This window comes from Kitasatospora sp. LaBMicrA B282, assembly GCF_050325825.1.
Taxonomy (GTDB): Bacteria; Actinomycetota; Actinomycetes; order Streptomycetales; family Streptomycetaceae; genus Kitasatospora.
The window spans coordinates 1-24,306 of the sequence record NZ_JBNQTI010000147.1 but is presented as its reverse complement, the minus strand read 5'-3'; the positions used below and the strand labels follow the sequence as shown (position 1 = coordinate 24,306).

Annotated in this window: 19 protein-coding genes; 16 read left to right on the top strand and 3 right to left on the bottom strand. The window is 74.5% G+C overall.

What is annotated here, in order from left to right; translation table 11 throughout:
• Positions 1-135: 135 nt before the first annotated feature.
• Both ACQRUO_RS30385 and ACQRUO_RS30380 read right to left on the bottom strand, forming a co-directional pair.
• Positions 136-804: an O-methyltransferase gene (locus tag ACQRUO_RS30385; protein ID WP_428319323.1), complete on the bottom strand. Its 669-nt coding sequence runs from the start codon at positions 802-804 to the stop codon at positions 136-138.
• A 113-nt stretch (positions 805-917) separates the two neighbouring features.
• Positions 918-1,586 (bottom strand): DedA family protein, encoded by a 669-nt coding sequence (locus ACQRUO_RS30380; RefSeq protein ID WP_428319322.1) that lies wholly within the window; start codon positions 1,584-1,586, stop codon positions 918-920.
• Between the two features lie 261 nt (positions 1,587-1,847).
• Here ACQRUO_RS30380 and ACQRUO_RS30375 point away from each other — a divergent pair, with 261 nt between their 5' ends.
• The 16 genes from ACQRUO_RS30375 to ACQRUO_RS30300 all read left to right on the top strand — a co-directional run bounded on the left by ACQRUO_RS30375 (position 1,848) and on the right by ACQRUO_RS30300 (position 22,915).
• Positions 1,848-2,669 carry a hypothetical protein gene (locus ACQRUO_RS30375; RefSeq protein WP_428319321.1) on the top strand — a complete coding sequence of 274 codons (822 nt, stop codon included), beginning with the start codon at positions 1,848-1,850 and terminating at the stop codon, positions 2,667-2,669.
• A 55-nt stretch (positions 2,670-2,724) separates the two neighbouring features.
• Positions 2,725-4,113, top strand: coding sequence for a hypothetical protein (locus tag ACQRUO_RS30370; RefSeq protein WP_428319320.1), 1,389 nt, complete (start codon positions 2,725-2,727; stop codon positions 4,111-4,113).
• Positions 4,114-4,181: 68 nt separating this feature from the next.
• Complete coding sequence (locus tag ACQRUO_RS30365) at positions 4,182-4,586, top strand: hypothetical protein (protein ID WP_428319319.1); 405 nt, start codon at positions 4,182-4,184, stop codon at positions 4,584-4,586.
• A gap of 19 nt (positions 4,587-4,605) precedes the next feature.
• Positions 4,606-4,872, top strand: coding sequence for a hypothetical protein (locus ACQRUO_RS30360; protein ID WP_428319318.1), 267 nt, complete (start codon positions 4,606-4,608; stop codon positions 4,870-4,872).
• A gap of 40 nt (positions 4,873-4,912) precedes the next feature.
• On the top strand, positions 4,913-6,724 hold the full coding sequence (locus ACQRUO_RS30355; RefSeq protein WP_428319317.1) for a hypothetical protein: 1,812 nt from the start codon (positions 4,913-4,915) through the stop codon (positions 6,722-6,724).
• A complete protein-coding gene (locus ACQRUO_RS30350) occupies positions 6,721-10,128 on the top strand; it encodes an AHH domain-containing protein (RefSeq protein ID WP_428319316.1) in 3,408 nt (1,135 codons plus the stop codon). The genes ACQRUO_RS30355 and ACQRUO_RS30350 overlap by 4 nt, the downstream gene beginning before the upstream one ends.
• Positions 10,129-10,149: 21 nt before the next feature.
• On the top strand, positions 10,150-10,647 hold the full coding sequence (locus tag ACQRUO_RS30345) for a hypothetical protein (protein ID WP_428319315.1): 498 nt from the start codon (positions 10,150-10,152) through the stop codon (positions 10,645-10,647).
• Positions 10,644-11,081: a hypothetical protein gene (locus ACQRUO_RS30340; RefSeq protein ID WP_428319314.1), complete on the top strand. Its 438-nt coding sequence runs from the start codon at positions 10,644-10,646 to the stop codon at positions 11,079-11,081. The genes ACQRUO_RS30345 and ACQRUO_RS30340 overlap by 4 nt, the downstream gene beginning before the upstream one ends.
• Positions 11,072-12,889: a hypothetical protein gene (locus tag ACQRUO_RS30335; protein ID WP_428319313.1), complete on the top strand. Its 1,818-nt coding sequence runs from the start codon at positions 11,072-11,074 to the stop codon at positions 12,887-12,889. Before ACQRUO_RS30340 ends, ACQRUO_RS30335 begins: the two co-directional genes overlap by 10 nt.
• Positions 12,889-13,248 (top strand): hypothetical protein, encoded by a 360-nt coding sequence (locus ACQRUO_RS30330; RefSeq protein WP_428319312.1) that lies wholly within the window; start codon positions 12,889-12,891, stop codon positions 13,246-13,248. Before ACQRUO_RS30335 ends, ACQRUO_RS30330 begins: the two co-directional genes overlap by 1 nt.
• A 1-nt stretch (position 13,249) precedes the next feature.
• Complete coding sequence (locus ACQRUO_RS30325; RefSeq protein ID WP_428319311.1) at positions 13,250-13,804, top strand: hypothetical protein; 555 nt, start codon at positions 13,250-13,252, stop codon at positions 13,802-13,804.
• The gene (locus ACQRUO_RS30320; RefSeq protein ID WP_428319310.1) at positions 13,797-15,167 is read left to right on the top strand and encodes a baseplate J/gp47 family protein; all 1,371 of its coding nucleotides are present in this window, start codon (positions 13,797-13,799) and stop codon (positions 15,165-15,167) included. The genes ACQRUO_RS30325 and ACQRUO_RS30320 overlap by 8 nt, the downstream gene beginning before the upstream one ends.
• The gene (locus ACQRUO_RS30315; RefSeq protein ID WP_428319309.1) at positions 15,164-19,426 is read left to right on the top strand and encodes a LamG-like jellyroll fold domain-containing protein; all 4,263 of its coding nucleotides are present in this window, start codon (positions 15,164-15,166) and stop codon (positions 19,424-19,426) included. Before ACQRUO_RS30320 ends, ACQRUO_RS30315 begins: the two co-directional genes overlap by 4 nt.
• On the top strand, positions 19,423-20,019 hold the full coding sequence (locus ACQRUO_RS30310) for a hypothetical protein (protein WP_428319308.1): 597 nt from the start codon (positions 19,423-19,425) through the stop codon (positions 20,017-20,019). Before ACQRUO_RS30315 ends, ACQRUO_RS30310 begins: the two co-directional genes overlap by 4 nt.
• 50 nt (positions 20,020-20,069) lie before the next feature.
• A complete protein-coding gene (locus ACQRUO_RS30305) occupies positions 20,070-21,581 on the top strand; it encodes a hypothetical protein (RefSeq protein WP_428319307.1) in 1,512 nt (503 codons plus the stop codon).
• A 5-nt stretch (positions 21,582-21,586) separates the two neighbouring features.
• Entirely contained in the window at positions 21,587-22,915 is a 1,329-nt protein-coding gene (locus ACQRUO_RS30300; protein WP_428319306.1) for a hypothetical protein, read from the top strand.
• A gap of 23 nt (positions 22,916-22,938) precedes the next feature.
• On the opposite strand, the gene ACQRUO_RS30295 is transcribed toward ACQRUO_RS30300, so the two are convergent.
• Positions 22,939-24,132, bottom strand: a complete 1,194-nt coding sequence (locus ACQRUO_RS30295; RefSeq protein ID WP_428319305.1) for a hypothetical protein — start codon at positions 24,130-24,132, stop codon at positions 22,939-22,941.
• Positions 24,133-24,306: the final 174 nt, after the last annotated feature.

Below are 24,306 nucleotides of genomic sequence, written 5' to 3'. Positions count from 1 at the left end.
CCCCCCCCCCCCCCCCCCCCCCCCCCCCCCCCCCCCCCCCCCCCCCCCCCCCCCCCCCCCCCCCCCCCCCCCCCCCCCCCCCCCCCCCCCCCCCCCCCCCCCCCCCCCCCCCCCCCCCCCGCTGCGGGAACCGCGTCAGTCCACCACCCGGATCAGGGTGAACCCGTCGTAACCCTTGACCCCCACCGTCTGCATGGTGGTCGCCTGGACCCGCGGCTCGGCCGCCACCAGCTCGTGCAGCCGGCGGACCCCGATCACCGACGCATCGGTGCTCGACGCGTCGGCGAGCGCGCCGCCGCGCACCGTGTTGTCCACGATGATCAGCGAGCCGGGGCGGGTGAGGCGCAGCGCGAAGTCGAAGTACTCGGGGATGCTCGGCTTGTCCGCGTCGATGAAGACCAGGTCGAACGGCTCGGCCCCGTCGTCCATCAGCTCCGCCAGGCTGTCGACGGCCCGGCCGGTGCGGACCTCGGCCACCTTCTCCAGGCCCGCCTCGTGCAGGTTGGCCCGGGCCACGGCGGCGTGCGCCGGGGAGAGCTCCAGCGAGATCAACCGGCCGTCGGCGGGCAGCGCCCGGGCCAGCCAGATCGCGCTGTAGCCGCCGAGCGCGCCGACCTCCAGGATCCGGCGGGCGCCCACGGTCAGCGCCAGCAGGTGGAGCAGCTTGCCCTGGGTGGCCGAGACCGCGATCTTGGGCAGCCCGGCCCGCTCACTGGTCGCCAGTGCGGCGTCCAGCGCCGGATCGGACCCGATCAGCACCTCCTCCAGGTACTCGTCGACCGCACCCCACTGCTGCTCTGCCATCGTTCACTCCGCGGAACTCGTGCCGAACCGTACTCGCGCGCAGACGCGTGCCCATCCGATCCTACGGCGGCCGGGCGCGGCGGGTGACCGACCGTCAACCCGCCACCGCCCGCTCAGCTGCCCGTGTGCTGCCCCGCCTGCGCCTCCGGCTCTCCGGCCGGCTCGGCGGCCTCGTGCGCGGCGTGGGCCCGCGCCGCACGCCGCTTGACCACCACGCCGGAGGCCGCCCCGGCGAGCAGCGCGAGGATCAGCGCGACGTAGGAGAAGTTCTTCAGGTACTGCTCGACCACCTTGCCGGCGTAGTACACGGCGATCGTGGTGCCGCCCGCCCAGCAGATTCCGCCGAGCACGTTGGCGATCAGGAACTTCCAGTAGGGCATCTTCAGCGCGCCCGCCAGCGGCCCGGCGAAGATCCGCAGCAGCGCGATGAACCGGCCGAAGAAGACCGCCCACATGCCCCAGCGGTGGAACGAGCGCTCGGCGGTGGCCAGGTGCGAGGGGCCGAAGTGGCGCGGGAACCTGCGCCCCAGCCACTCGAAGAGCGGCTTGCCGCCCTTGTGCCCGATCGCGTAGCCGATCGAGTCGCCGATCACCGCGCCGGCCACCGCGCAGAGCGCGACCACCACCGGGTTGACGGTGCCCTTGGAGGCCAGCAGGCCGGCGCTGACCAGCGCGATCTCACCGGGCAGCGGGATGCCGAGGCTCTCGATGCCGATGATCAGGGCGACCAGACCGTAGACCGCCCCCGGCGGCACGCTGTCGATCCACGCGTCGATGTGCAAGGCCGGTTCCTCCAGGGCAGGGGTGCGGTCGGTCGTCGGTTCGCCACGGCAGCCTAGCCTGCCGCCTTCGAACCGAACGCTTTACCGGTGCTTTAAGGTTCCTGCTGTGACCGGCGCGACACGCGGGCGGGGAACCACCGGGGACGCGATCCGCCCGGCGGCGCTCACCCGGACGGCGTAGCGTGGTGGAAGAAGAGCCCGGAACCGCCCGAGGTCCCGTTCAGGGCTCCGCTGAATTCCGTGCCTCGCGCGGGAAGCGAGATGGACGTTTTCACCGATCAGCTGATGATCCGGTACCTGGATCCGGTGCACGTGGACAACCTGCTGGCACCCCCGGACGACCCGGATCGTACGCGGTTGCAGTCGTTACTGGCAGCGGTCTACGAACCGAATCCACTGGCGGTCCGGTTCGTCGACTCGGTCAGCGTCACCTCGACCGACTTCCAGGTGCCGGTGTCCGCTCCGGTGACCGTGCGTGGCAGTTGGGAGCAGCTGCTCCCGGACGTCTCCCAGACCAGGGTCGTACTGGACGTCCCCGCCCTGACGCCACCGCTCTGGATCGACCTGGCGCTCGACACCGTCGTCACCGCGCGGGTCGCCCTGACCGACGGTGCCCTCGAGGCCCTGGCCGCCGAGGACCTCACCGGGCTCTCGGAGGCCGACTTCGTCGCCCGCTTCGCCTTCCTGGACCTGGCCGACCTGATGGCCCGTGCCAGGGTCGCCGACTACCAGGAGCTCCAGGCGGAGTTCCCCCGCCTGTACCGGCTGCACTACGCGCAGCCGCCGGCCTTCGACCCGGCCGCCCCCGGTCGGAGGTTCCGGTTGCGGGTCTCGGTGCTGTTCTTCCCCGACCTCGACCTCGGCGGCGCGCTGCGCCGGCTCGCCCGGACCCGTCAGGCGCTGGACGACGCGCGCCCGCACCCCGCCGAGTACGACGGCGGGGCGTTGCTCGCCGCCAGCGCGTGGCTGGCGGTCTTCCCCGCCGCCGCGTTCACCGTCCCGGGGGCTCCCGGGACCACGCAGCAGGTGTCGGCGTTGCTGGCCGCCGAGGGCTGTGCGACCGCCTTCGAGACCGTCCCCTGAGGAAGGCCACTGCGAAACCGCCACGCACCACGAACCGTCAGGCAAGGAGCGGACGATGCCGGTCAAGTACATCGATGTCACCGCCACGAGCGAGCTGTTCGCCCCGGCGGTCCGGGCGTTCGGCGACATAGCCATCGTCGGGAAGGGACGGTTCGGGGTGCCGCTCACCGCCCCGCAGGACTTCACCTCTCCCACCGCAGCGGTGAACGCCCTGAACGGCGGCGGCCAGACCACGCTGAGCGCCGACGCGGCGGGCGCCGCGACCACGGTCGCCGTCCCGGTGAGCGTTCCGGTCGGCACCGTGGTGCAGCTCGGCACCGGGCCGACCGCCGAGGTCCGTACGGTGACCGCCGTGGCGGCGACCAGCGCACCGGTCGCCACCCCCGCCGGCGGCCCGGCGCCGCCCGGTGGCCCGGCACCCGGTGGCCCGGCGCCCGCCGCTCCCCCGCCGCCGACCACCTTCACGCTCACCCTGGACACGCCGCTGGCGACCGCCCACCCGGCCGCAACCCCGGTGACGCAGGTGGGCGACTGCGACCTGGTGCAGGCGATCCGCACGGCGTTCCGCCAGTCGCCGCCACCCACCCGGATCTGGGGCGTCCTGGTCGACCCCACCAATCTGGACTGGGAGACGGCCCTGACGGCGGTGGACACCCTCGACGTCCAGATCGTGGTGCTCGCCAACACCCCGCTGAACCAGGCGAACGTCCCCACGCTGGGCCGGTTGGCCGCCCACGTCTCGGCCGATCTGGGCGACGGCAAGGAACGGATCGGCGTGGCGATGCTCGACCCCAGCCTGAGCGTGGACAACGCGGTGGCCCTGAACGCGGCACCGGTCAAGAACGAGCGGATGGTGCTCATCGCCCACAAGTCGCCGGACGACGTCGCGGCGGCCACCGCCGGAGTCATCGCCGGCTACCAGCCGCACATCTCGATGCTGCTCAAGCCGATCGACATCGCGATGCCACAGCTGTTCGCCGACACCGACATCGACAAGCTCGACAGCCACCTCATCAACTGGGTCACCAGTCCGGTGCTGCTGCCCGGCCAGGCGCTCTACCTGGGCGAGGGCTACACCTCGGACGCCAGCCACGACAAGAAGTACATCGACATCGTCCGGGCCCTCGACGACATCAACTTCCGGATCAAGGCGGTCCTCATCGAGGCGATCGGCAACCTGCGGATCTCCCGGGTCGGGCTGCGCTCGATCGTGACGCTCGTGCAGTCGGTGCTCTTCCCCCTGGTGTCGCAGCAGGTGATCGAGGACTTCACCGTCGTGATCCCGTTGCTGACGCTCTTCGACAAGGACCCGGCGACCCTGTCGGCGGCGGAGACGACGGAGATCGCGACCGCCCGCGCCACGCGCTCGGTCGACATGACCGTCGAGGTGGTCTACGCGGGTGCCATCCACCGACTGAAGATCGACCTCGTCCTCACGGGCTGACCCGGGCCGAGTCCGCGAGGGCCGAGCCCACGGGGCCCGGTCCGCGGCGAGAGAGGAAGTGAGAGACCATGCCCGACGTCCTGCAGTGGGACACCCGGCTGACGGTGATGCTGAACGGCAAGCCGGTGACACCCATCGACTCGTTCAACCCCACCTTCAACGTCCCGGTCCAGCCGCTGCATTCGCTGGAGGCCGACAACGTCGCGCACATCGTCCAGCCGCAGTCGTTCACCTTCACCATGGCGGTCAAGGCGATCGGCACGTCGGTGGCCACGCTCACCGCGCTGGCCCTGGCCAACACCGGCTTCAGCATCGGCGTCCAGCAGGCGACCGGGAGCGACTGGACGTTCCAGAACATCGTCTTCAACGACTGCTACATCACCTCGGTCGCCAGCACCATCGTGATCGAGGGCGTGCCGACCACCACGTTCAACTGCATCTGCCTGCAGGCCGTCGCCACCGACGCCGCCTGACCGGCGCCCGGAGGCCGCGATGTCGAACGAGGACCAGAGCCAGTTCCAGGACGACCGGCCCCCGCAGGAGGCGCAGACGGTCGAACGCCGCGGGCTGATCGAGGTGCACCCGGGTGACCTGGTGGTCCCGGCGCCCGGTTCGGAGGCGGCGGTCTCCGCGCGCTCGGCCACCGAGGTCCACTACTACTTCCCGATCCACGTCGTCATGACCGGTGACATCCCGCCGGAGGCCAGGGAGGAGATCACCGCCAGCATCTGCGACGCGCTCTACCGAGCGCTGAGTTGATCCAGCCGGGCGAGCAGCCCAGGAGCGTTGGGAGTGCGGGATGCCGCAGCTGTCGTGCCACTTCCCGATCACGGTGTCGATCACCGGCCGGCCGTCGCAGGCGGGGCTGGCGGAGCTCGGCCGGGTCGTCGAGGAGGCGCTCGCCGCCCGGCTGCGGCAGGCCCGGCAGCACCTGGAGACGGTGGCGGCCAGGCAGCCCGCCGCCCCGGTCGAGGCGGGCGAGCCGCTGGACCCCGACCGGCTCGACCCGACCGGGCGGAGCTACCGGGTGCCCTCCTACGAGGGCGGCGGTGCGCTGCGTCCGCTCCCACTGGCGGCGGCCGCGCCGCAGTCGCGCGACCCGGCGCTGCTCTCGGATCCGGAGCTGGACACCGAGTACCGGCAGGCGCGCTCCTGGCTGCTCGGTCACCGGATGGTGGAGGCGCCGTACGCCGAGACGCGGGCGTACCTGACCGCCCTGGAAGCGGAGTTGGGCCGCCGGGCGGCCGCCGCACCCAGGCCGTCCGCGCCGTCTGCACCCACCCCGCCGGCCCAGCCGGCGGTCGTCGCCGGGGCTCCGCCCCGCACGTCGGTGCCCCCACCGCCCGGCCTGCTCCTGGGACGCTCGGGCCGCCCGGCGGCGGACGTGCCGGCCCCCGTCACCGCCGCACACGCCGGCGGAGCGCTCGGCGAGCAGGACCTGCCCTTCCTGCTGGGTCAGCGCGGCTTCCGGCTGATCACCTCCGCGGGCGCCGGCGGGCACGGGCTCACCGACCGCGGTTTCGACGCCGTGGCCGTCCACCCGGAGACCGGCGACATCTGGCTGGTCGACAACAAGAGCAGCGGGGCGCTCGGCAAGGCCGAGGGCCGGAAGGCCACCGCGCTCGGCCGGAACCTGGCGCGCAACCTCGAGGAGACGATCGGCGCGATCCGGGCGATGCCCGGTTTCCCCGAGCAGGCCCAGGTGCTCCGCCGGTTGGCGGCTGCCCTGGTCGCCGTGAAGGCCGGCAAGCTGATCCCACCCGAGCTCAAGGTCCACCTGGTCGTGACCAACGCCGGCGGCTACGGGTCCGGTGCGCGGAACCTGCCGCCCGGGGTGCGGACCGAGGACCTGGTCGGCGAGGAGGTCCGCGCGGCACGGGCGAAGGACGTCGCCACGGCCGCGCAGGCCGGGGTCCGCCCCGGGCGCCCGAGTTCCCAGGCGGAGACCGATGCCATGGTCCGCCGGGTCGGCGGTCAGCTGTCCCGGCGGCCGGTCCGGGGACCGGTGCGGGTGCGGATCAGGGCCGGGCTGCGCAGTGCCGGAGTCGGCCTGGCCAAGTTCGTCGCGGTGCTGATCTGGAACGCCGTCATGTCCCGGCTGGACCAGGCGATCGAGGAATGGTTCCTCGACCGTTGGGCGCCACCGAGGTTACGGGCGTTGGAGCCGGAGATCCAGGCCCGGGTCGACGGCCGGCTGACGGAGCTGGTGGACCTCCAACTGCGCAACCCCGGCAAGCCGCTGTACGCCGTCGTCGGCATCCTCACCACCATCGAACGCGCCGGGGAGGACGACACCGAACTGCAGAGCGCCGAGCTGGCCCTGACCTCGGTCTCGGTCGCCGCCGAGCGGATCGAGCACAGCGAGGTCGAGCACGTCCGGACCCACCCCTGGTACGGCGTCCGGGAGGTGCGCGACCTGGTCCGGACGACGTACTCGATCGAGCTCGAACCGCTCGGCCCGGCGGAACTGGCGCTGGTCCTGCGCGCGGAGCTCGCCGCGGAGGAGGCGGCAGCCGGCGCCCGGTCGACGACCCCGGAGCAGGAACGCTCCTCGGAGCAGCGCCGGGACGAACTGGCCGGCTGGCTCCGGCGGTTGGAGCAGGCACCGTGAGCAGCGCCGGCGACACCCTGACCGTCCGGCTGCACCTGCCCACGGCGGTGACCTTCGACGGCGAGCCGGCGCAGGACCGGCGCGCGGCCCTGGAGCGGGTGCTGCTGCAAGCCGTGGGCCGAGCCGCGGCCGCCCTGCAGGAGACCGAACGACGGGTCACCGGACGGCCGCTGCCCCCGGTGGCCGCCGGCCCGGACGCGGCCGGCGGGCCGGACGGCGAGCCCGCGGGCGGCGAGGCGGCGGGCGGCGGTGTGCAGCTGGCGTTCACGCTGCCGGCCGAGCTGCTGACGGATCTCACCGTGCCGCCGTCCGGCGAACCCGTCCCCGTCCCCACCCCCGTCCCGCCGCCCGCTGCCGCCCGCCCGACCCGCACCTGGCCGTCCGCTCCCGAGCCCACCCCTGCACCCACCCCGGCATCGCAGGCACAGGCGCAGGCGATGGCGCAGGCCGCACCGGAGCTGCCGGACGAGGTGGTCGAGGGCCCCAGCGGTCTGGCCGGCCGGATCCTGATGATCCTGCCGGGCACCCGGATCGTGACCGTCGGCAGCAGCACCCGCTACGTCCGGGCGACCAGCGTCCCCCGAGCCCTCCAGCTCGGCCGCGCCGTCTTCGGCACCACCTCCTTCGCGCTGCTTCAGGGCCCGGTCGGGACCTCGGACAGCCGGTACTGGGTGGTCGCCACCGATCCGCCGATCGCCAACGCGGACCTCGACCTCCGCGGCCGGGTGCCGACGGGACCCGAGATGAAGGGCCTCCGGGGTCTCTTCCTGCGGCAGTTCAAGGACGCGGCCGACCACGGCTACGACATCGTCGCCGTGCTGACCCGGGAGCGGAACCCGATCACCGTGGACCGCGAGGCCGCGCGCGCGTTCTACCGGGCGGCGACGGAAGGCGGTGCGGAACTACCGGCCGAGCAGGCCCGTGCGCTGGTCTTCGACCGGCTCGACCAGTTGGTCGACGCGGCCCTCGCCACCGAGGACGGCGAACCCGACGGCAGCCGGCTGCAGGAGGCGGCCGACCGCCTGGCCGAACTCGACCTGGCGGCGTTCGAGCTCGTCGACTGGCAGACCAAGGCCCGGTACCTCACCGTGCTGATCGAGGCCTGGACCCGGGAGCGGCACGAGCGGGCGATCGTGGAGCTGATGCGCTCGCTCGACAGCCTGGCGGAGCTGGCGGCCGTCCAGCAGCGGCTCGCCGAGGCCGGGGTGGCCGCCCAGCTGTTCCGGGACGTCGGGCCGGCCCTGTGGGACCTGCTGACCACCGTCGGCGCCAGGTTCGGGGACCAGCGGACGCTGACCTTCGGGGAGGTCGCCGAGCTGGTCGACGAGTCGTTCCAGCTGTCGCCGCAGACCCGGGCGCAGCTGCGCGAGTCCGCGGCGGCCGGCGGCGCCGCCGTGCTCGCCGAGGCGGTCCGGATCGAGGCCACCGCGGCCGCCGGGGCCGTGCTGAGCCTGCTGGAGGGCATGGTCGACGGGCTGCGGATGGTGGTCACCAGACCCGACGAGGTGCTCCTGGGCCTCGGGCAACTCGCCCGGTTGATCGGGGCCTTCGAGTTCGCCGCCGTCGGCTACGGGCCCGCCCGCGCCGAGTGCGAGCTGGTGCTGCGGCAGCTCGGCACGAAGCTGGCGGCCGGGCTGCGCGGCGCGGCCCTGCTGCACGTCGGACCCAACGTGGTCGCCACGGTCAGGTGGGCCGTGCTGGTCGAGCTGGCCTCCTGGTTCGTCGGCGTCGGCCAGCTCAAGGCGGCCGCGGAGGCGGTCGGGCTCGGGGAGAAGCTGACCCTGGTGGCGCGCCTGGTCGGCCTGGTCGGCAGGACCACGAAGACCGTCGAGGGCCGGACGCTGGCGCTGCGGCTGGGTCGGCTGGCCCAGGCGATGCACACCGGCAGCACGGTACTGCGGGAGGTGGCGGGCGCGGACGAGGTGCTGCGCCTGCTCGCCCGGCTCCCGGTCGAGGAACAGCGCAGGCTGGCCGTCCTGCTGGAGGCCTTCGAGGTCGCCGAGGGCAGCACGCTGGCGGAGCTCGCCGCGCACCGCGCGCTCGGACCGGTGGTGCAGCGCTCCCTGCGCAGGGCGGAGATCCTGCAGACCTTCGCCGCCAAGTCGGGTGGACTGACCGAGGAGTTGGGGCAGGCCTTCGGGCACCTGACCGGTCCGGGCGGCTTCGCGGACCGGGACCTGGCCGCCGTCGCGCAGGCGTTGCCGCCCGGCGAGGGCAGCGCCTTCCTGGCCGCCCTGGAGCGGATCGGGTACCAGCGGATCGGTCCGAGCGCGGAGCTGGGCGCGGACTTCCTGACCGCGCTGGCCGGCAGCCCCCGGGCCGTGGACGCCACCCGGGCGGTCGGCTGGCGGGTGGTCCGGGCGGCGTTCGAGCAGGCCGGCGGCGAGGCGACGGCCTTCGACGCGATCCTGCTGGACCTCGCCCGGCTGGAGAACGCCGCCCGCGCGCAGCAGCGGTTCGACACGTACCTGCGGATCCTCGAGCAGTTGGCGAACGGCGACCCGGAGGCCTGGCGGCTGGTCGCCGGTGCCCATCTGGTGGCGCCGCGGGTCGAACGGGCGGCCGTGCTGGCCCGGATCAGGTCGCTGCGGGCCGGGTTCCGGGGGCGGGCCGTCGACCGGGCGGCGCTGGAGCGGCGGCTGGACCGGCTGGCGGAGCTGGCCCGGCGGGACCCCGCCCTGGCCCTGGAGGTCACCGAGCTGGCCGAGGCCCGCCGCCTCGGCCGGGGGGTGGCCTTCGCCGACGAGCAGGACCTGGCCCGGGCCTTCGAGGACGCGGCCCAGCACGCGAGCCACGACGAGAAGGTGCTGCTGTTCGAGGAGCCGGTGGACGTGCCACCGGAGGCTCCCGTGGTGTCCGAGCGGCCGAACCAGCCGATGAGCACCGGAGGGAGCCCGTCCGAGGCGCTGGAGCGCGCCATGGCCGCGGCCGGCGATCCCCGCCCGCCCGGTCACGAGACCCATCACATCGTGCCGGCGGGCGACCCGCGCGCCGCGATCGCCCGCCACATCCTCGAGGACGCCGGGATCGACGTGCGCCAAGGGGTGGAGAACGGCATCCACCTGCCGCGCACCTCGACCGATCCGGCCACCGTCCCGCAGGCCCTGACCAGGCACCCGACCCTGCACACCGACGCGTACTACCGGGAGCTGACCCTGCGCCTGATCGAGGCCGCGCAGGACGGCACGGTCCGCGGAACCCTGGCGCAGATCCGGCACGAGCTCGAGGAGGGCCTGTTCTTCCACCTCGAGGACGGCGCGACGAAGGGAGAACGGTTCGCGGACTGGCTGCTCCGGCACGGGACGGACTACGACCGGCTCACGTCGGAGGAACTGGAGGCGATCGTCGAGGCCACCCGGCGTCGACCCCGGGCACCGCGCGGTCGGCCCCGCAGGGAAAGGTAGGGCCTCCCCATGGTCGCCGGTGTGAACGTCCCCGTCCTGATCGGTGCGGTGCCGCTGTTCACCGTCACCAGCCTCACCCTCGACGAGGGCTACCAGGTGGCCCGGATCGCGGGCAGCCGGCTGGCGCAGCTGGTGTCGCCGACCGCCCGGACGATCGCCGTCGAGGCGGTGCTGGTCGGCCCGACCCGACTGGTCGTCAAGAAGGGCCTGGAGGCGCTGGCGCTCACCTCGCGCGCGCTGGCGCCGGCCACCGCACGGGGGATGAACCTCGCCGGGCTCCCGGTGGTCTGCGGCATGACGATCTGCCTCGACATGCAGATCACCAGCCTTCGCTTCACCCAGTCCAACCAGAAGCGCGACGCGATCGACGTCAGCATCACGCTGGAGTACGTCCCGCGCTCCAGTACCAGCGCCATCGTGGGCGAGGCCCTGGACCTGGCGCTGGCCGCCGGTCTGGCCGCCGTGCCGGCCGTCAGCGATCTGCAGCCCGTGCAACGCCAGTTGGGAGGCAGGCTGTGAACCTCTCCACCGCCCCCGCAACCGCCGACGCGCTCGCGCTCGACTTCCGGCAGCTGCCGTTCGTGCCGGACGACGGCCTGCCGCAGGCGCTCGGCTGCCTGGTCGGTGCCACGGCCTACGACTTCGGCCTGTACGCCAGTCTCGACGCCCCGGCCGACGACCCGCCACAGACGCTGTACGACCTGGCCCCGCCCGCCCCGAGCTCCGTGGCGACGGCACCGCCCGGCTACCTGGTGCTGCGGGTGGTGCAGCACGGACCGGACGGGCCGAGCGTGGTCTTCCTCCGCAAGCTCGTCGCGGAGCCCGGGCTGGTCCAGAGCGCCGGGCCGTTGGCGATCCGGGTGCTGGAGGCCCGGCTGGCCCGCGGCAACCTCAACGGGAGCGGCCACTACGGCAGCAGCATCGTGATCGGGGTGGCGCAGCGATGGGCGTGATCCTCTGGTACCGGGTGGCGTTCCCCACCCTCGGCCTGACGCTCTCCAACACCGTCTCTCCAGGCACGGTCCTCAGCGACGCCGAGATCACGGTGACCTACGGCTTCGGGCAGCCGGGCGAGTTCCGCCTCCAGGTCGCCGCCCTGCCGCTGGACGCGCACCGGAGGCTGGCCAAGGCCCTCACCGGCCGGCGCGGCGACCCGACCGGCGCCGTCGAGGTGGAGATCACCCTCGGCTACCTGGAGTCACCGGCGTCCCGCTCGTGCGTCCTGAAGGGCACGGTGGACGGGATGACCGTCTCGCGCCGGTACCCGCCGCTGGGCGTGCTGCTCACCGGCTTCGAGCGGGCCGCCTTCCAGCTGGTCACCACCTGCGACCTCGGCCACGGCCCGGGGACCTCCGGGCCGGCCCACTACGCCCGGGAGCAGGTCACCCCGGCCGAGGCCGCCCGGGAGATCGTCGACCGGGCCGGTGGGCGACTGGCGGACGGCGCCACCCCGACCGTTCCCCGGCGTGCCACCATCAACCTGGACGCGCCCAACGCCTTCGCGGCGCTGGAGCAGCTCGCCGGCGCCTACGGGGCCGAACTCCTGGTACAGGACGGGACGGTGCAGTTCGGGACCGCGGTCAGCTTCCCGCCGTCGGGGCCCGGCCCGACGGTGCCGCCGGCCCCGGCCGCCGTGCTCGCCCTGCTCACCGGTGAGGAGAGCCTGCTGGTGCCGGCCGCCGGCCTGAGCACCCGGCTGGCGGAGTTCGAACCGGTCCAGGTGCCCGCCACCGGCCGGCAACGGGTGGTCGACGACCTGCCGGAGCAGACCTCCGTCGCGGCCTTCGACTTCACCGTGCTCGGCCTGCCCGAGCTGCGCGCCGGGCACCTGGTGGCGGCGAGCGTGGACGGCTACCAGAACCCCCTCCAGGGCTACCGGATCATCCGGCTGACCCACTCCTTCTCGCCGCGCACCGGCTACGTCTGCACCGGTCGGGCGGCGGTCTTCCGGGCCGAGGGCGGTGACAGCGGCAACCGCCGCACCACCGAGGCCGCCCGCGAGGGCAGCGCGTCGGCGGTCGCCGACGCCATCGCCGGGCGGATCCGCGACCACCGCACCGTCTCGCCCTCGGTCGACGCCGGACGGATCCGCTCCGCCAAGCCGGACCGGCGGGTGGTCGACGTGGCGTACGGGCAGGGCGCGTCGGCCGCGGCCGTCTCGCCGAGCGTCGACCTGCCGGTCGACGAGAACGGCCCGGTGCTGCGGGACAAACCGCTCGCCGCGCCGTTCGCCTGGCACGACGTCGGCCTCTGCGTCCCGGTGTACGAGGGCATGCGGGCCCTGCTGAACGGGGTCCGGGCCTGTCGCGAGGACTCGGTCGTCACCGGCTTCCTGTGGGCCGACGACTCCGGGATGAACCGCCCCAGGGCGCGGGCGGGCGACTGGTGGCTCTGCCTGCCGACCCATCTGTCGCCGGGGCCGGACCCGCGCCCGGACGGCAAGGGCGTCAACGACCTGACCGCAGCCGACGGCCGCCGGGTGGTGGAGGCGGTCGGGCTGAAGCTGGCGGTGGGCACCGACGGCTGCTCGGCCGTCGGCGAGCGGCCCACCGAGGGGACGGCCGAGGAGTTCCTGGTCAGCCACAGCTCGGGCACGCAGGTGCGGATCGACCGGAACGGCAACGTCGACATCTCGTCCCGCAGCGGCACGGTGCACGTCAGCACCGGCGGGCCCAGCCTGACGCTCGACCAGGACTCGGTGACCGTCAGCGCCGGCGGGGCAACGCTCACCATCAAGGAGGGAAAGGTGGCGATCAGCTGATGCCACCGGTCCTGGTCGAGGGCGCGATCCTCCAGTGCTCGCACGGTGGGCAGGTCCGGCTCGCCCCCGGCGCCCCCGCTCTCACCGTGGGCGACCACGGCGTGCTCACCGCGGGCGCCGAGGTGCTCGCCTTCGCCACCGCGCCCGGCGTCCTGGTGCCCTGCCCGGCCGTGACGCCCGGCGGCACCGCGCAACCGTGCGTCACCGCAGCCACGTTGCCCGTCGGCCTGGCCACGAAGGTCACCGTCGGCAACCAGCCCGTGCTGCTCGCCACCGCGAACGGGATCACCGCGAGCGGCACCGGGCCGGGCACCTGGCAGATCGCCGACCCCGGCCAGCAGATCCTGGAGGCGATCTGAGATGACCGACCCCGGCCCCGTCACCCTGACCACCCTGCCAGGCCTGCCGCTGCCCGCGGTCCCGGGCGCCGGCGCGGCCGGCACCGACGGCCCGAGCGGCGCACCCAGCCTCGGCCGGAGCCTCGCCCTCGACGACGGCGACCTGGTCGTGGACCCACACACCGGCGGCCCCGCCGAGATCGAAGGGCTGGACGCGCTGGTCCAGGCACTGGTGCTGACCGTCGGGACCCAACTCGGCAGCGACCGCCTGAACACCGCCTTCGGCTTCGACCGCCTGGCCGTCGGCCGCTACGCGCTCGGCGTCCACGCGCGCAAGGAGTACATCCGGATGGAGCTGGTCCGTTGCCTCAGTGCCGACCCCCGGGTCGCCGACGTCCGGGAGGTCTTCTTCCAGGACGATCCGCGCTACTTCGACTTCCAGCCCGGACTCGACGGCCCGGCCCGGGACCGGATCGTGCGGGAGACCCGCGCCGGTCGCAGCTACACGGTCTACGCGATCATCGACACCGTCGCCGGCTCCGCGCTGACGCTGGCTTCGGGAGGACGCCTTGACTGATCCCACTCCTTCGGGCCTCACTCCCACCGGCCTCACCGGCCCCACGCCCACCGGCCCCGACCCCTACGGCGTGACCGCCGACGGTTTCGTGCTCAAGGGCATCGACCGCATCATCGCCGACCAACAGGCCCGCGCCAGAGCGATGTTCGGCAGCGACGTCGACCTCGGTTCGGGCTCCGCCCTGCGCAAGGTGCTGGACGCCGCCGCCGTCCACGTCCACGAGCTCTGGCGGGCGCTGGAGAACCAGTACTACGCCAACTTCGCCACCACCGCCCAGGGCGCCGCGCTCGACCTGCTCGGCACCGACCTCGGGCTGGACCGGCGGTTCCTGCAGGCGACCGGCGAGGTCACGCTGACCGTCGCCGGTGCCGACCCGAACCGTGGCGTCGTGCTGCCGCAGGGCACCGTCCTCGAGACGGCCACCGCACCGACCACCAGCCTGCGGACCACCGCCGGCGTCACCCTGGTGACCGGCGCACCCGCGATCACCGTCGGCGTCCGGGCCGCCGCCGGCGGCCCGGCCGGCAACCTGGCCGCCGGGCAGGCCCTCCAGCTGGAGCCGCACTGGGCCGCGGTCCACCTCAACCTCGGGCCCGCCACCGTCACCGTCGCCAACCCGGCGCCGATCACCGGCGGGGAGCTGCTGGAACCCGACGACGCCTACCGGGCCCGGCTGCTCGGCGTGCCGCGCACCCTGTGGACCCAGGACGCCGTGCTGGCCCGGCTGCTGGACGTCCCGGGCGTGCGCGACGCGGCGATCTTCGACCCGCTCGGCGGCGTCGACACCTCGCGGAACGCGTTCGGCAGCTTCCTCTTCGGCCGACAGGACTTCACCGCCGGGCGCCGCACCGGCTCGCCGTACTTCTTCGACGTCGTGGTCGCCGTCGAACCGGGCTGGCCCTGGCAGCAGGGCGACGGTGACCTCCCGGCCGTGTACGACGGCGTGCTGGAGGTCGTGCGGCAGTGGCGGCCGGTGTCGATCTTCCCGAACGTCAAGCCCGCCGACCAGGTCGACGTCGGCCTGCGGGCCACGCTGGTCAGCCTGCCGGGCCACGACCCGGACGCGATCAAGGGCGCGCTGCTCACCGACGTGCAGGCCGCGGTGGAGCTGCTGAACCTGGGCCGCGGAGTGCTGTACTCCGACGTCGTGCTGACCGCCCGGTCCGTTCCCGGGGTGGTGGACGTGCAGAACCTGCGGTTGCGCCGCGGTGCCCCCGGCTTCGGTGAAGTCGGCTTCGGCGGGGCGGTGTTCGGCAGCGCGGAGGAGCTGTCGGTGGGTGCGAACCTCACCCTGGCCGCCGACGAGATCGCCGGCTTCGACCTCGACAGCCCGCTGATCGACCTGCAGGTGGTGAGCCGATGAGTCCGGACTTCCTGGACCTGATGTGCTCCGGCCTCACGCCGGCCTACGGTCGGGGCACCGAGCGGCTCACCGTCCCGCTCGACACCGACGGCGCCGGAACGCTGAGCCCGCGCTACGACTTCTCGCGCTACCTGAGCCAGTACGGGCGCACCCCCGACGCGCCCCGCCACCTGCTCGCGCCCCGGCAGGACACGGTCGAACCGCTGACCGTGCAGGTCACCTTCGAGCGGACCCCCGGCGCCCCGGCGGAGAGCACCGCCGTCCGGTTCCCGGCCGGCTGGCCCGGCGGCGCCGCCCTCGCCGTCGAACTGCCCGGCCGGGCCTCCGACTTCACCGACCAGCTGCGCATCACCGGGCTCCGGCCGCAGCCGCCGGCCCCGCAGACGCCGGACGACTGGCAGCTCACCGCGCTGCTCGGCAACCTGGCCAAACTGCTCTGGGTGATCGGTCACGACTACCAGGACCTCACCCGGCGCCTGGCCGAGGTGGCGAGCCAGCGCAACGCCTCCGCCGCCCGCGGCGCGAGCCTCGACCTGCTGGGCCTGGACCTCGGTGCGCCGCGCTTCCCGCCCCGCCCGTACAGCTGGGACGACGCCACGCTCGCGCTGTACCACCTGGCCGACCAGCCCGCCCCGGGAAGCACGCAGGTGGCCACGGTCGCCGACGAGGGCAGCCGGTACGCCGCCCCCGGCCCGCCGGGCACCACCACCGGCCACCCCGGCACCGTCGGCGGCGCCGCCCGCTGGGGACGCACCGGCCCGTTCGCGCCGGCCTTCGGGTTCGGCGCGCCGAGCAGCGGCATCACCATCGGCGACAGTCCGGACTTCGCCCTGCCGGCCACCGCCGAGCTCACCGTCGAGGCGGTCGTCCGCCCCGACCGGGGGAGCACCGGCCCCGGCGCCGTGCTCGCCAAGCGCAACCCGCTCAACGCGGCGGCCGCCGCGGGGTGGTCCCTCACCTTGGGCAGCTACCGCGGCGTCGACCACAATCCGCGCCTGGCACTCGGCGACGGCACCACCGAGGTCGAGCTCTTCGCCGACCAGGACCTCGGCGACGGGCTCTTCCACCACCTCGCGGGCACCGTCCGGCGCACGCCCACCGAGACCGTCGTCCGGCTCCACCTGGACGGCGTCGAGGTCGGCAGCCGACGCCTGGAGCAGCTCGGCGCCCTCGGCAACACCGAACCGATCGTGATCGGGCAGGGCACCGAGAGCACCGCCACCGGCACCCTCCCCGCGCAGTACACGGGCCTGGTGGCGGAGGTCCGGATCTCCCGCTCGGCCCGGACCTCCTTCGGCCCGGTGACCGGCGAGGACGACGAGCAGTACCGGGCCCGGCTGCACATCTTCCAGCGGTGGCTGGTCCCGACCCCCGACGCCCTGCAGGCCGTCCTCAACCGGACCGCCGGGCCGGTGGCCGGCAACCCCGCCGCGTTCGTGGTGGACGAGACCCCGGCCCGACTCGCCACCGGCTCGCTCGACCTGCGGGTGCTGCCGGCGCCGCTGACCGCCGGTCAGTGCATCGCCGCCGACGGCGACCGGCTGAGCACCGAGGCCCGGGCCGTCGGCACCCTCGCCGACGAGCCCGACTTCGATCCCGGGTGGCTCTGCCGGTACCCGGACCGCCCGGGTCTCGCGTTCGCCGCCGACGGTCCCGGTGCGGCGTCCCCCGAGGGCAACCGGCTGATGCAGCTCACGGTCCGGCGCGCGCTGGACGCGCTGCTCGCCCGGCTCGACGGCCGGGGCGGGACACTGACCGTGCTGCGCGCCTACGATCCGGCGGCGACCGACCTGCACGCGGTCGGGCGGGCCCTGCAGCTGCGGCACAGCACCCTCGACACCGGCGAGCTGGGCGTCCAGGCGCACGCCGCGGGCTTCGGCTGGGTCTGCTGCACCGCGGACGGCCTGATCCGCGCGCTCCAACCACCCGGCGACGCCTTCGCCGTCACGCTGCCCGCAGACCCGGTCGTCGGGGGGCCGCGGTCGGACGGTGCGCCGGACCTGACGGCCGGTGAGAGCGTGCCGCTGGGACTCGACCCACCCGTCGACGGGCTCGCCGGCGCCGAGGTCCGCTGGTCGGTCACCCGCGGCGGCCCGGGCTCCGCCGAGGTGACCCCGGGCGCCCCCGGGGCTGCGCGCGGCAGCGCCGTCCTGCAGGCCGTCGACGCCGGCGACGTCACGGTCACGGTCGACGTCACCGTCGCCGGGCACACCCGCACCGGCAGCCGGGCCCTGCGGATCGGTCTGCCGAGCACCACGCTCACCGCCGGCCTCTCGATCAGCAGGGCCGGCCTGCTCGGTGCCACCGAGGCGGAAGCCGCCGGCACCGTCACCGACGACTTCGACGAGAGCTACCTCCAACTGCGCACCGACGACCTGCTCGACCCGTCCCGCCCGGTCGACTACGGCTCCGATCCGAACGCCCGCCGGATGCAGCCGGCTGCCGGCGCGGCCCTGGACCGGCTGCTCGACCTGCTCACCCCGTTCAGCGGCAGTCTCATCGTGCTGAGCGCCTTCACCCCGCCGGACCCGAGCCCTGCCAGCCCGGGCCTGGCGAACCAGGGCCGAGTACTGGTGCTGCGCTACGCCTCCTTCTCCCCACCGGGTCACCCGCCGCTCCCCCTCACCGCGGGCGCCCTCGCCGCGCACGCCTTCGCCGCCGGGTTCGACCACGTCTCCGTGCAGGCGCCCGCCGTCCCGGGCGGGCCGGAGACCGTCCGGGTCGCGGTGGCGCCGGGCGAGCAACTCGGCGTCGCGCCGCTCGGTCCGGCGACCACCGGCCGCACCGCGCCCGCACCGCCCACCGAACTGCGGGTGGGTCAGTCCCTGGACGTGGGCGTCACCCCGCGCGCCGACCCGGTCGCCGCCTGCTTCACCGCGGACGGCAGCCGGCTCTGCCTGGCCGAGCGCGGCAGTCACCGGGTGGCCGTCTTCCAGCTCTCGGCCGCCCAGCCCACGGATCTTCCGGTCCCCGCCTTCGCCGCCTCCCGGATCCTCGCCCCACTCCCCGGAGCGCTGGCCGTCGCCGCCGGGCGCCTGTTCGTGGCGCACCAGGCGGTCGGCCTGCTGGCGGTGCTCGACCCCGGCTCGCTCGCGACGCTCGCCACCGTCGCGGTGCCGGGAGCGGTGGCCCTGGCGACCGACGGCACCCGGATCTTCGCCGCCTGCACCGGCGACAACAGCCTGCGTGCGTACGACCCGCAGACCCTGCAGCAGACCGGCAGCGTCGCCCTCCCGGGCGTGCCCGGCGCCCTCGCCGTCAGCCCGGGCAGTCCGGTGCTCGCCGTGCTGCTCGACGGAGGGCGGTTCTGCCTGGTCATCCGGTCCGCGATGCAGCTCCAGGGCGGCCCGATCGGCACCGGGCCGGGCACCGGGACGCGGTGCGCCGCCCTCACGCCGGACGGCACCAAGCTGTACGTGGGCCTGACCGGCACCGGCCCGACCGGCACCGGCACCGGCACCGTCCTGGTCTACCCGACCGGCGCGACCGCGCCGACCGCGACCCTCACCGCCTTCCCGCCCGGCACCGTGCCGCTCGCCATGTGCGCCGCCACCGACCAGCGCCACCTGTACGTGGCCACCACGGGAACGGCGGCGGTCCCCGGACGCGTGCACGTCGTCGACACCGCCACCGACGCCCTGCTGCCGTTGCCCTTCGCCCCGGGCGGCGGCACCCGCGTGCTGGCCGCCTCGCCGCCGGGCGCCGGCTACCTGCCGTGTCTGCTGACCGCCCCCGCGGCGGGCGGCACGCTGCTGGTCGCGGACCAGACGCCACTGGGCCGGACCCCACCGCAGCCCCCGCAGCCGGCCTCCCGTCAACCGCTCGGCCCGGACGGCGGCGTGTCCCTCGCCTGGTCCGCGTCACCGGCCGGACCGGGGCGGGCCGAGCCGGCCTCGGCCGGCGCTCCGGTCACCGGCCTCACCGGCCTCGCGCCGGGCCCGGTCCGGCTCCGGGCCGACTACCTGCGCGGCAGCGGCCTGCTGCCGTACCAGTGCGAGGTCCGGCTCTCCCCCGACCTGGACGCCCGGCCCGACGTCGTGATCAGCAAGGAGCAGTACGACCTGGTGCTCAACATCCTGAACTGGTTCCACCCGATCGGCGTGGAGTTCCGCACCGAGCGGATCCGCACCCACGTACGGGAGTTGTCGGCCGGCGCGCCCGGCACCGACCTGCTGCCCGCCTACACCTTCCCGACCTACCACACGTCGGCCCCGCTCCCATCCCGCTTCACCCGGCCGGACCAGGAGGGCCCGCCATGATCATCCCGCCCTACGTACCCGGGTTCACCCACACCGACTGGATCGACAACGAGGACCGGGTCCAGGCCGGCGGGGAGAACGGGTTCAACATCAGGTTCCACAACCTGGAGAGCGAGTTCCGCACCCTGGCCGTCGACCACCTCAACCCGGTGATCAACGCCCTGTCCACGGCCGTCACCTGTCTCACCCTCTCCCCGATCCTGACGCCGAACCGGCCCGACCTGGCGGCGTCGACCAGTTGGGAGATGAACCTCGACGTGGCGCAGAAGCAGGCCGGTGCGACCGAGGCGCACGGCATCATGAACGTCAACCTCCCCCAGGGCGCCACCCTGCTGTCGATGCTGGTGACCGGAGCCGTGCCGAAGACGGCGGCGCTGGCCGTGATCCTCTTCCGCAAGACCGTCACCCCCGGCCCCGGGTCGGACACCCTCATCACGGCCGGCAGCCTCGGCACACCCGCGGCCACCCCCGCCCCGGGCGCGCCGACGATCGTCGACAACGCCACGTACAAGTACTTCATCGAGGCCAACGTCACGGGAGCGGCGAGCACCGACATGGTCCAGCTGGCCTGCTTCCAGATCACCTACCAGTAGCCGGATCGGGAGACCGAAGAGGCCGAAGCGGAGAAGAGGAGGAGCGGACGATGTCGACCACACCAACCCCGGCGACCGGACCCACGGCGCCGGCACCGTCGCCGGTCGAGGGACAGGACGCGGCCAGCGGGTTCGACCCGGGGCAGCTCCAGCTCAGGTTCGGCGTGTGGGGGGACAGCGCGGACGGCTCCGGCGTGGTCGGCAGCAGCGGCCAGCCGGGTTCCGCCACGGCGCCCGGCGGGGCGGGCGTCCTCGGATACAACGCCGGGACCCAGGGGATCGGGGTCAAGGGCACCGCCGACGGGACCGGCGGAACGGGGGTCCTCGGCACCAGTGCCCAGGGCACCGGCGTCACGGGCACGGGCGTGGCCGGCCCCGGCGTCACCGGGACCAGCACCCAGGGCGCCGGCGTCGCCGGCACGGGTGCGGCCGGCCCGGGCGTCACCGGAACCAGCACCCAGAGCACCGGCGTCGCCGGCAGCAGCGGCACCGGATCCGGGGTCACAGGCACCAGCACCCAGGGCAACGGGGTCGTCGGGAGCGCCGGTCAGGGCAGCGGCGTCCTCGGCACCAGCAGCACCGGCCCCGGCGTCACCGGAACCAGTGCCCAGGGCACCGGCGTCGCGGGCACGGGTGTGGCCGGCCCAGGCGTCACCGGCACCAGCACCCAGGGCGCCGGCGTCGCCGGCAGCAGCACGCACGGGGCGGGGATCAGCGGCACGAGCCTGGACGGCACCGGCGTCTACGCCGGCAGCCACACCGGGAACGCCGTCACCGGCACCACCACCGACGGGCACGGGGTCTTCGGCAACAGCAGTACGGGAAACGGCGTGACCGGCAGCAGCGCCAACGGCACCGGCGTCGAGGGCACCAGCAGCACCGGATCCGGGGTCACCGGAGTCAGCACCCAGTTTGACGGCATGAGCGCCCGCGGCGGCCGGTTCGGCGTCGTCGGCACCGGCCCGAACGCCGGGCTCGCGGCGTTCAACTCCGCCAACAGCAACGCCGCCTACCTCGCGTCCCAGTGCTGCGCCGCGTGGTTCACCGGCCCGGTCACCGTGACGGGCCCGCTGACCAAGTCCGGCGGCGGCTTCCGGATCGACCACCCGCTCGACCCGGAGAACCGCTACCTGACCCACTCCTTCGTCGAGTCCTCCGAACGCAAGAACGTCTACGACGGCACCGTGACGCTCGACGCCACCGGTGGGGCCACCGTCCGACTGCCCGACTGGTTCGCGGCGTTGAACGAGAACGTCCAGTACCAGCTCACCCCTGTCGGCGGCCCGGCGCCGAACCTGCACGTCAGCCGGCCGGTCGCCGGCGACAGCTTCGGGATCGCCGGCGGCCCGCCGGGCGGGCAGGTCTGCTGGCAGCTCACCGGCGTCCGGATCGACCCCTGGGCGCAGCACCACCCGCTGGCCACCGAGGAGACCAAACCCCCGGGCGAGCGCGGGTACTTCCTGCACCCCGAGGAGCACGGCCGACCGATCGCGCAGGGGCTCGCGGCACTGCTCCGCCAGGGAGTGCCGCCCGACCCGCCGGACGGCACGCAGGAGAGGTGAGAACCATGCCCGTCCAACCACCGCAGTCACAGGACGCACCCAGCGGCTTCGACCCCGGTCAGGAGAGCCCCCAGATCCGCTTCGGCGTGTGGGGTGACGCCGACGCCGGGCCCGGAGTGCTGGGCAGCAGCAACCGAGCGGCGACCAGCACCCCCGCCGGCAGCGCGATCGACCCGGGGTCAGCGGTCCTGGGCGTCAACCTCGCCGCGCAGGGCCTGGGCGTCCAGGGCGTCTGCAGCCAGGGCACCGGCGTCGCCGGCCTCGGCGGCGGCCCGGGCGCCGGAGTGTCCGGAACCAGCAGCGCCGGACCCGGCGTGCTGGGCGCGAGCACCCAGAACGCCGGCGTCCACGGGACGAGCGCTCAGAACGTGGGAGTGCTCGGCGAGTCCGGCGGTGATGAGGCCGGCGTCTTCGGCACCAGCGCCCAGGGCCCGGGCGTGAGCGGCCTGGGAACCGGACCGTGCGTCGGCGTCTCCGGGACCTCGGACACCGGACCGGGCGTGGTCGGCGGAAGCACCCAGGGCACCGGAGTGGCGGGCGCGAGCACCCAGGGGGTGGGGGTGAGCGGCCAGGGCGGCGGCAGCTCGGCCGGCGTCCTCGGCACCAGCGCGCAAGGCCCGGGCGTGCTCGGCAACGGCACCGACGGCAACGGCGTCCAGGGCACCTCCGCCAACGGCGTGGGCGTCCAGGGCACCAGCGACCAGAGCACCGGAGTGGAGGGACATGGCGTGGGCACCGGCGTGCTGGGCTCGGGATCACAGACGAACGGGGTGGGCGTCTACGCCACCGCCCGGACGGGTCTGATCGCCCAGGGCCCGACGGCCGCCCTGTTCGAGGGCAACGTCCAGGTCTCCGGCAACCTGACCAAGTCCGGCGGTGGCTTCCGGATCGACCACCCCCAGGACCCGGCGAACCGCGTGCTCTCGCACTCCTTCGTGGAGGCCCCGGAACGGAAGAACCTCTACGACGGCATCGCGACCCTGGACGACGACGGCACGGCGAGCGTCGTCCTGCCCGGTTGGTTCACCGCGCTCAACACCGATCTCCGCTACCAGCTGACCGCCCTGGATGTCCCGGCCCCGGGCCTCCACGTCGCGCGCCTCGGTGCGGCCGGCAGCTTCGCCATCCGCGGCGGGCCGGCCGGTGCCGAGGTCTGCTGGCAGGTCACCGGCGTCCGGGCCGACGCGTGGGCGCGCGCGAACCCGCTGCTCCCGGAGGAGGACAAGGACACCGAAGAACGCGGCTACTACTTCCACCCCGAGCTCTACGGCCGGCCGCCCGAGCGAAGCCTCGCCGTGCTGCACCACCCGGACCTGCCCCGCCCGAACCCCTGAGCGAACCGGGCTCCGGCGATCCGTCAGGAGTCGCCCGGCGGCTGCACGAGGTTCCCGAACAGCGTCCTGGACAGGTGCGCGTAGCGGCGCCGGACGTCACCGGCGCCGGCCTGCCCGCCCGGGCCCGTCGGCTGCCAGCCGGGAGCCGCCTCGACAGCAGCCTCGTCGGCCTGCAGCACGGTTGCCATGGCGCGTCCCTTGGCCGCCTCCTCCCGGTGCCGGTTCGCGTCCGCCGCAGCGGCCTCGGCCCGGCTCTCGGCCTGGGCGACCCGCCCGGTCTGGACGGAGGTCCCGAAGAGCGCCCCGGCCGCGGTGAAGGCCAAGGCCTGGACCGAGCCGAACACCCACGCCATCCGGGTCCACTGGAGATCCGAGGTGACGCCGTCACCGGCCCGGACCAGCAGGTAGACGCTGAACCCGAGCCAGATCCCGACCGCGATGACGGCCGTGACCACGGCGTAGCGGCTCAGTGCCTGGGAGCGGGCTGCTGCCGGTGTTCCCGGCGGTGCTGCGGCCCCGGCCGGGCCGGCCGGGTCGTGGGTCGGAACTGTCATGGCGGCCTTTCCCTGGGTGACGGTGATGGGGCCGCGCGCCCGCGTGCCAGCGGTGGCACGCGGGCGCCGGCCGTCGGCTCCGCCGAGCAGCCGGAGCCACGAGCTGTGCAGGTCGGCCGGTTCGGCGGTCGTGGCGGCGACGGCGGCCAGCACCCGCCCGTCCGGTCCGAGCACCTCGGCGGCCGCGGTCCGGCGGCACCAGGCCGCCAGCCTGGCCACGTCACGGCCCAGTCCATGGGCGTAGCCGATGAGCAACTGCGTGCAGGAAGGAGCGGTCCAGGACCGCGGATCGGCCTGGCCGCGGTACACCTCGACGGCGCGGGCGGCAGCGGCGGCCTCGGCGTACTTCCCCGCGACCAGGTACTCCAGCAGCAACCGGCCGGTCGGCTCGAGGGCGGCCGCAGCCCGGTGGTGGGCGCCGTCGAGGTCCCGGACGTCCAGCAGTTGTAGGCGCTGGCCGTCCCCTGCGGGGAGTTCGGCCTGGTACCGGAGGAGGGCGCAGCCCGGGACGTCGGCACTGAGCCGGACCGGCCCGGGCGGGCACCGGACGGGCTCGCCCGGCGCGACCACGACGTCGAATCCGGCGGCGCTGACCCGGACGGGCACGCAGGCCACCCACCCCGTCTCGTCGCCCATCCCGGTCCAGCCGACCGTCAGGGTCACCACTGGTCCTCCTGGAAGGGGTTGACCACCGCCGTTCGCACCGGCGGGGTGCTAGGGCCAATACTGGTGATTTAGGGTGTTTTCTGGCTTTTTGGCCTGGTTCTGGTGGGTGCGACCAGCCGGACCGTTGGCGCGTCGGGCCCGGGCGGGTTGCCGTGCTCGGCGCGTTTGAGG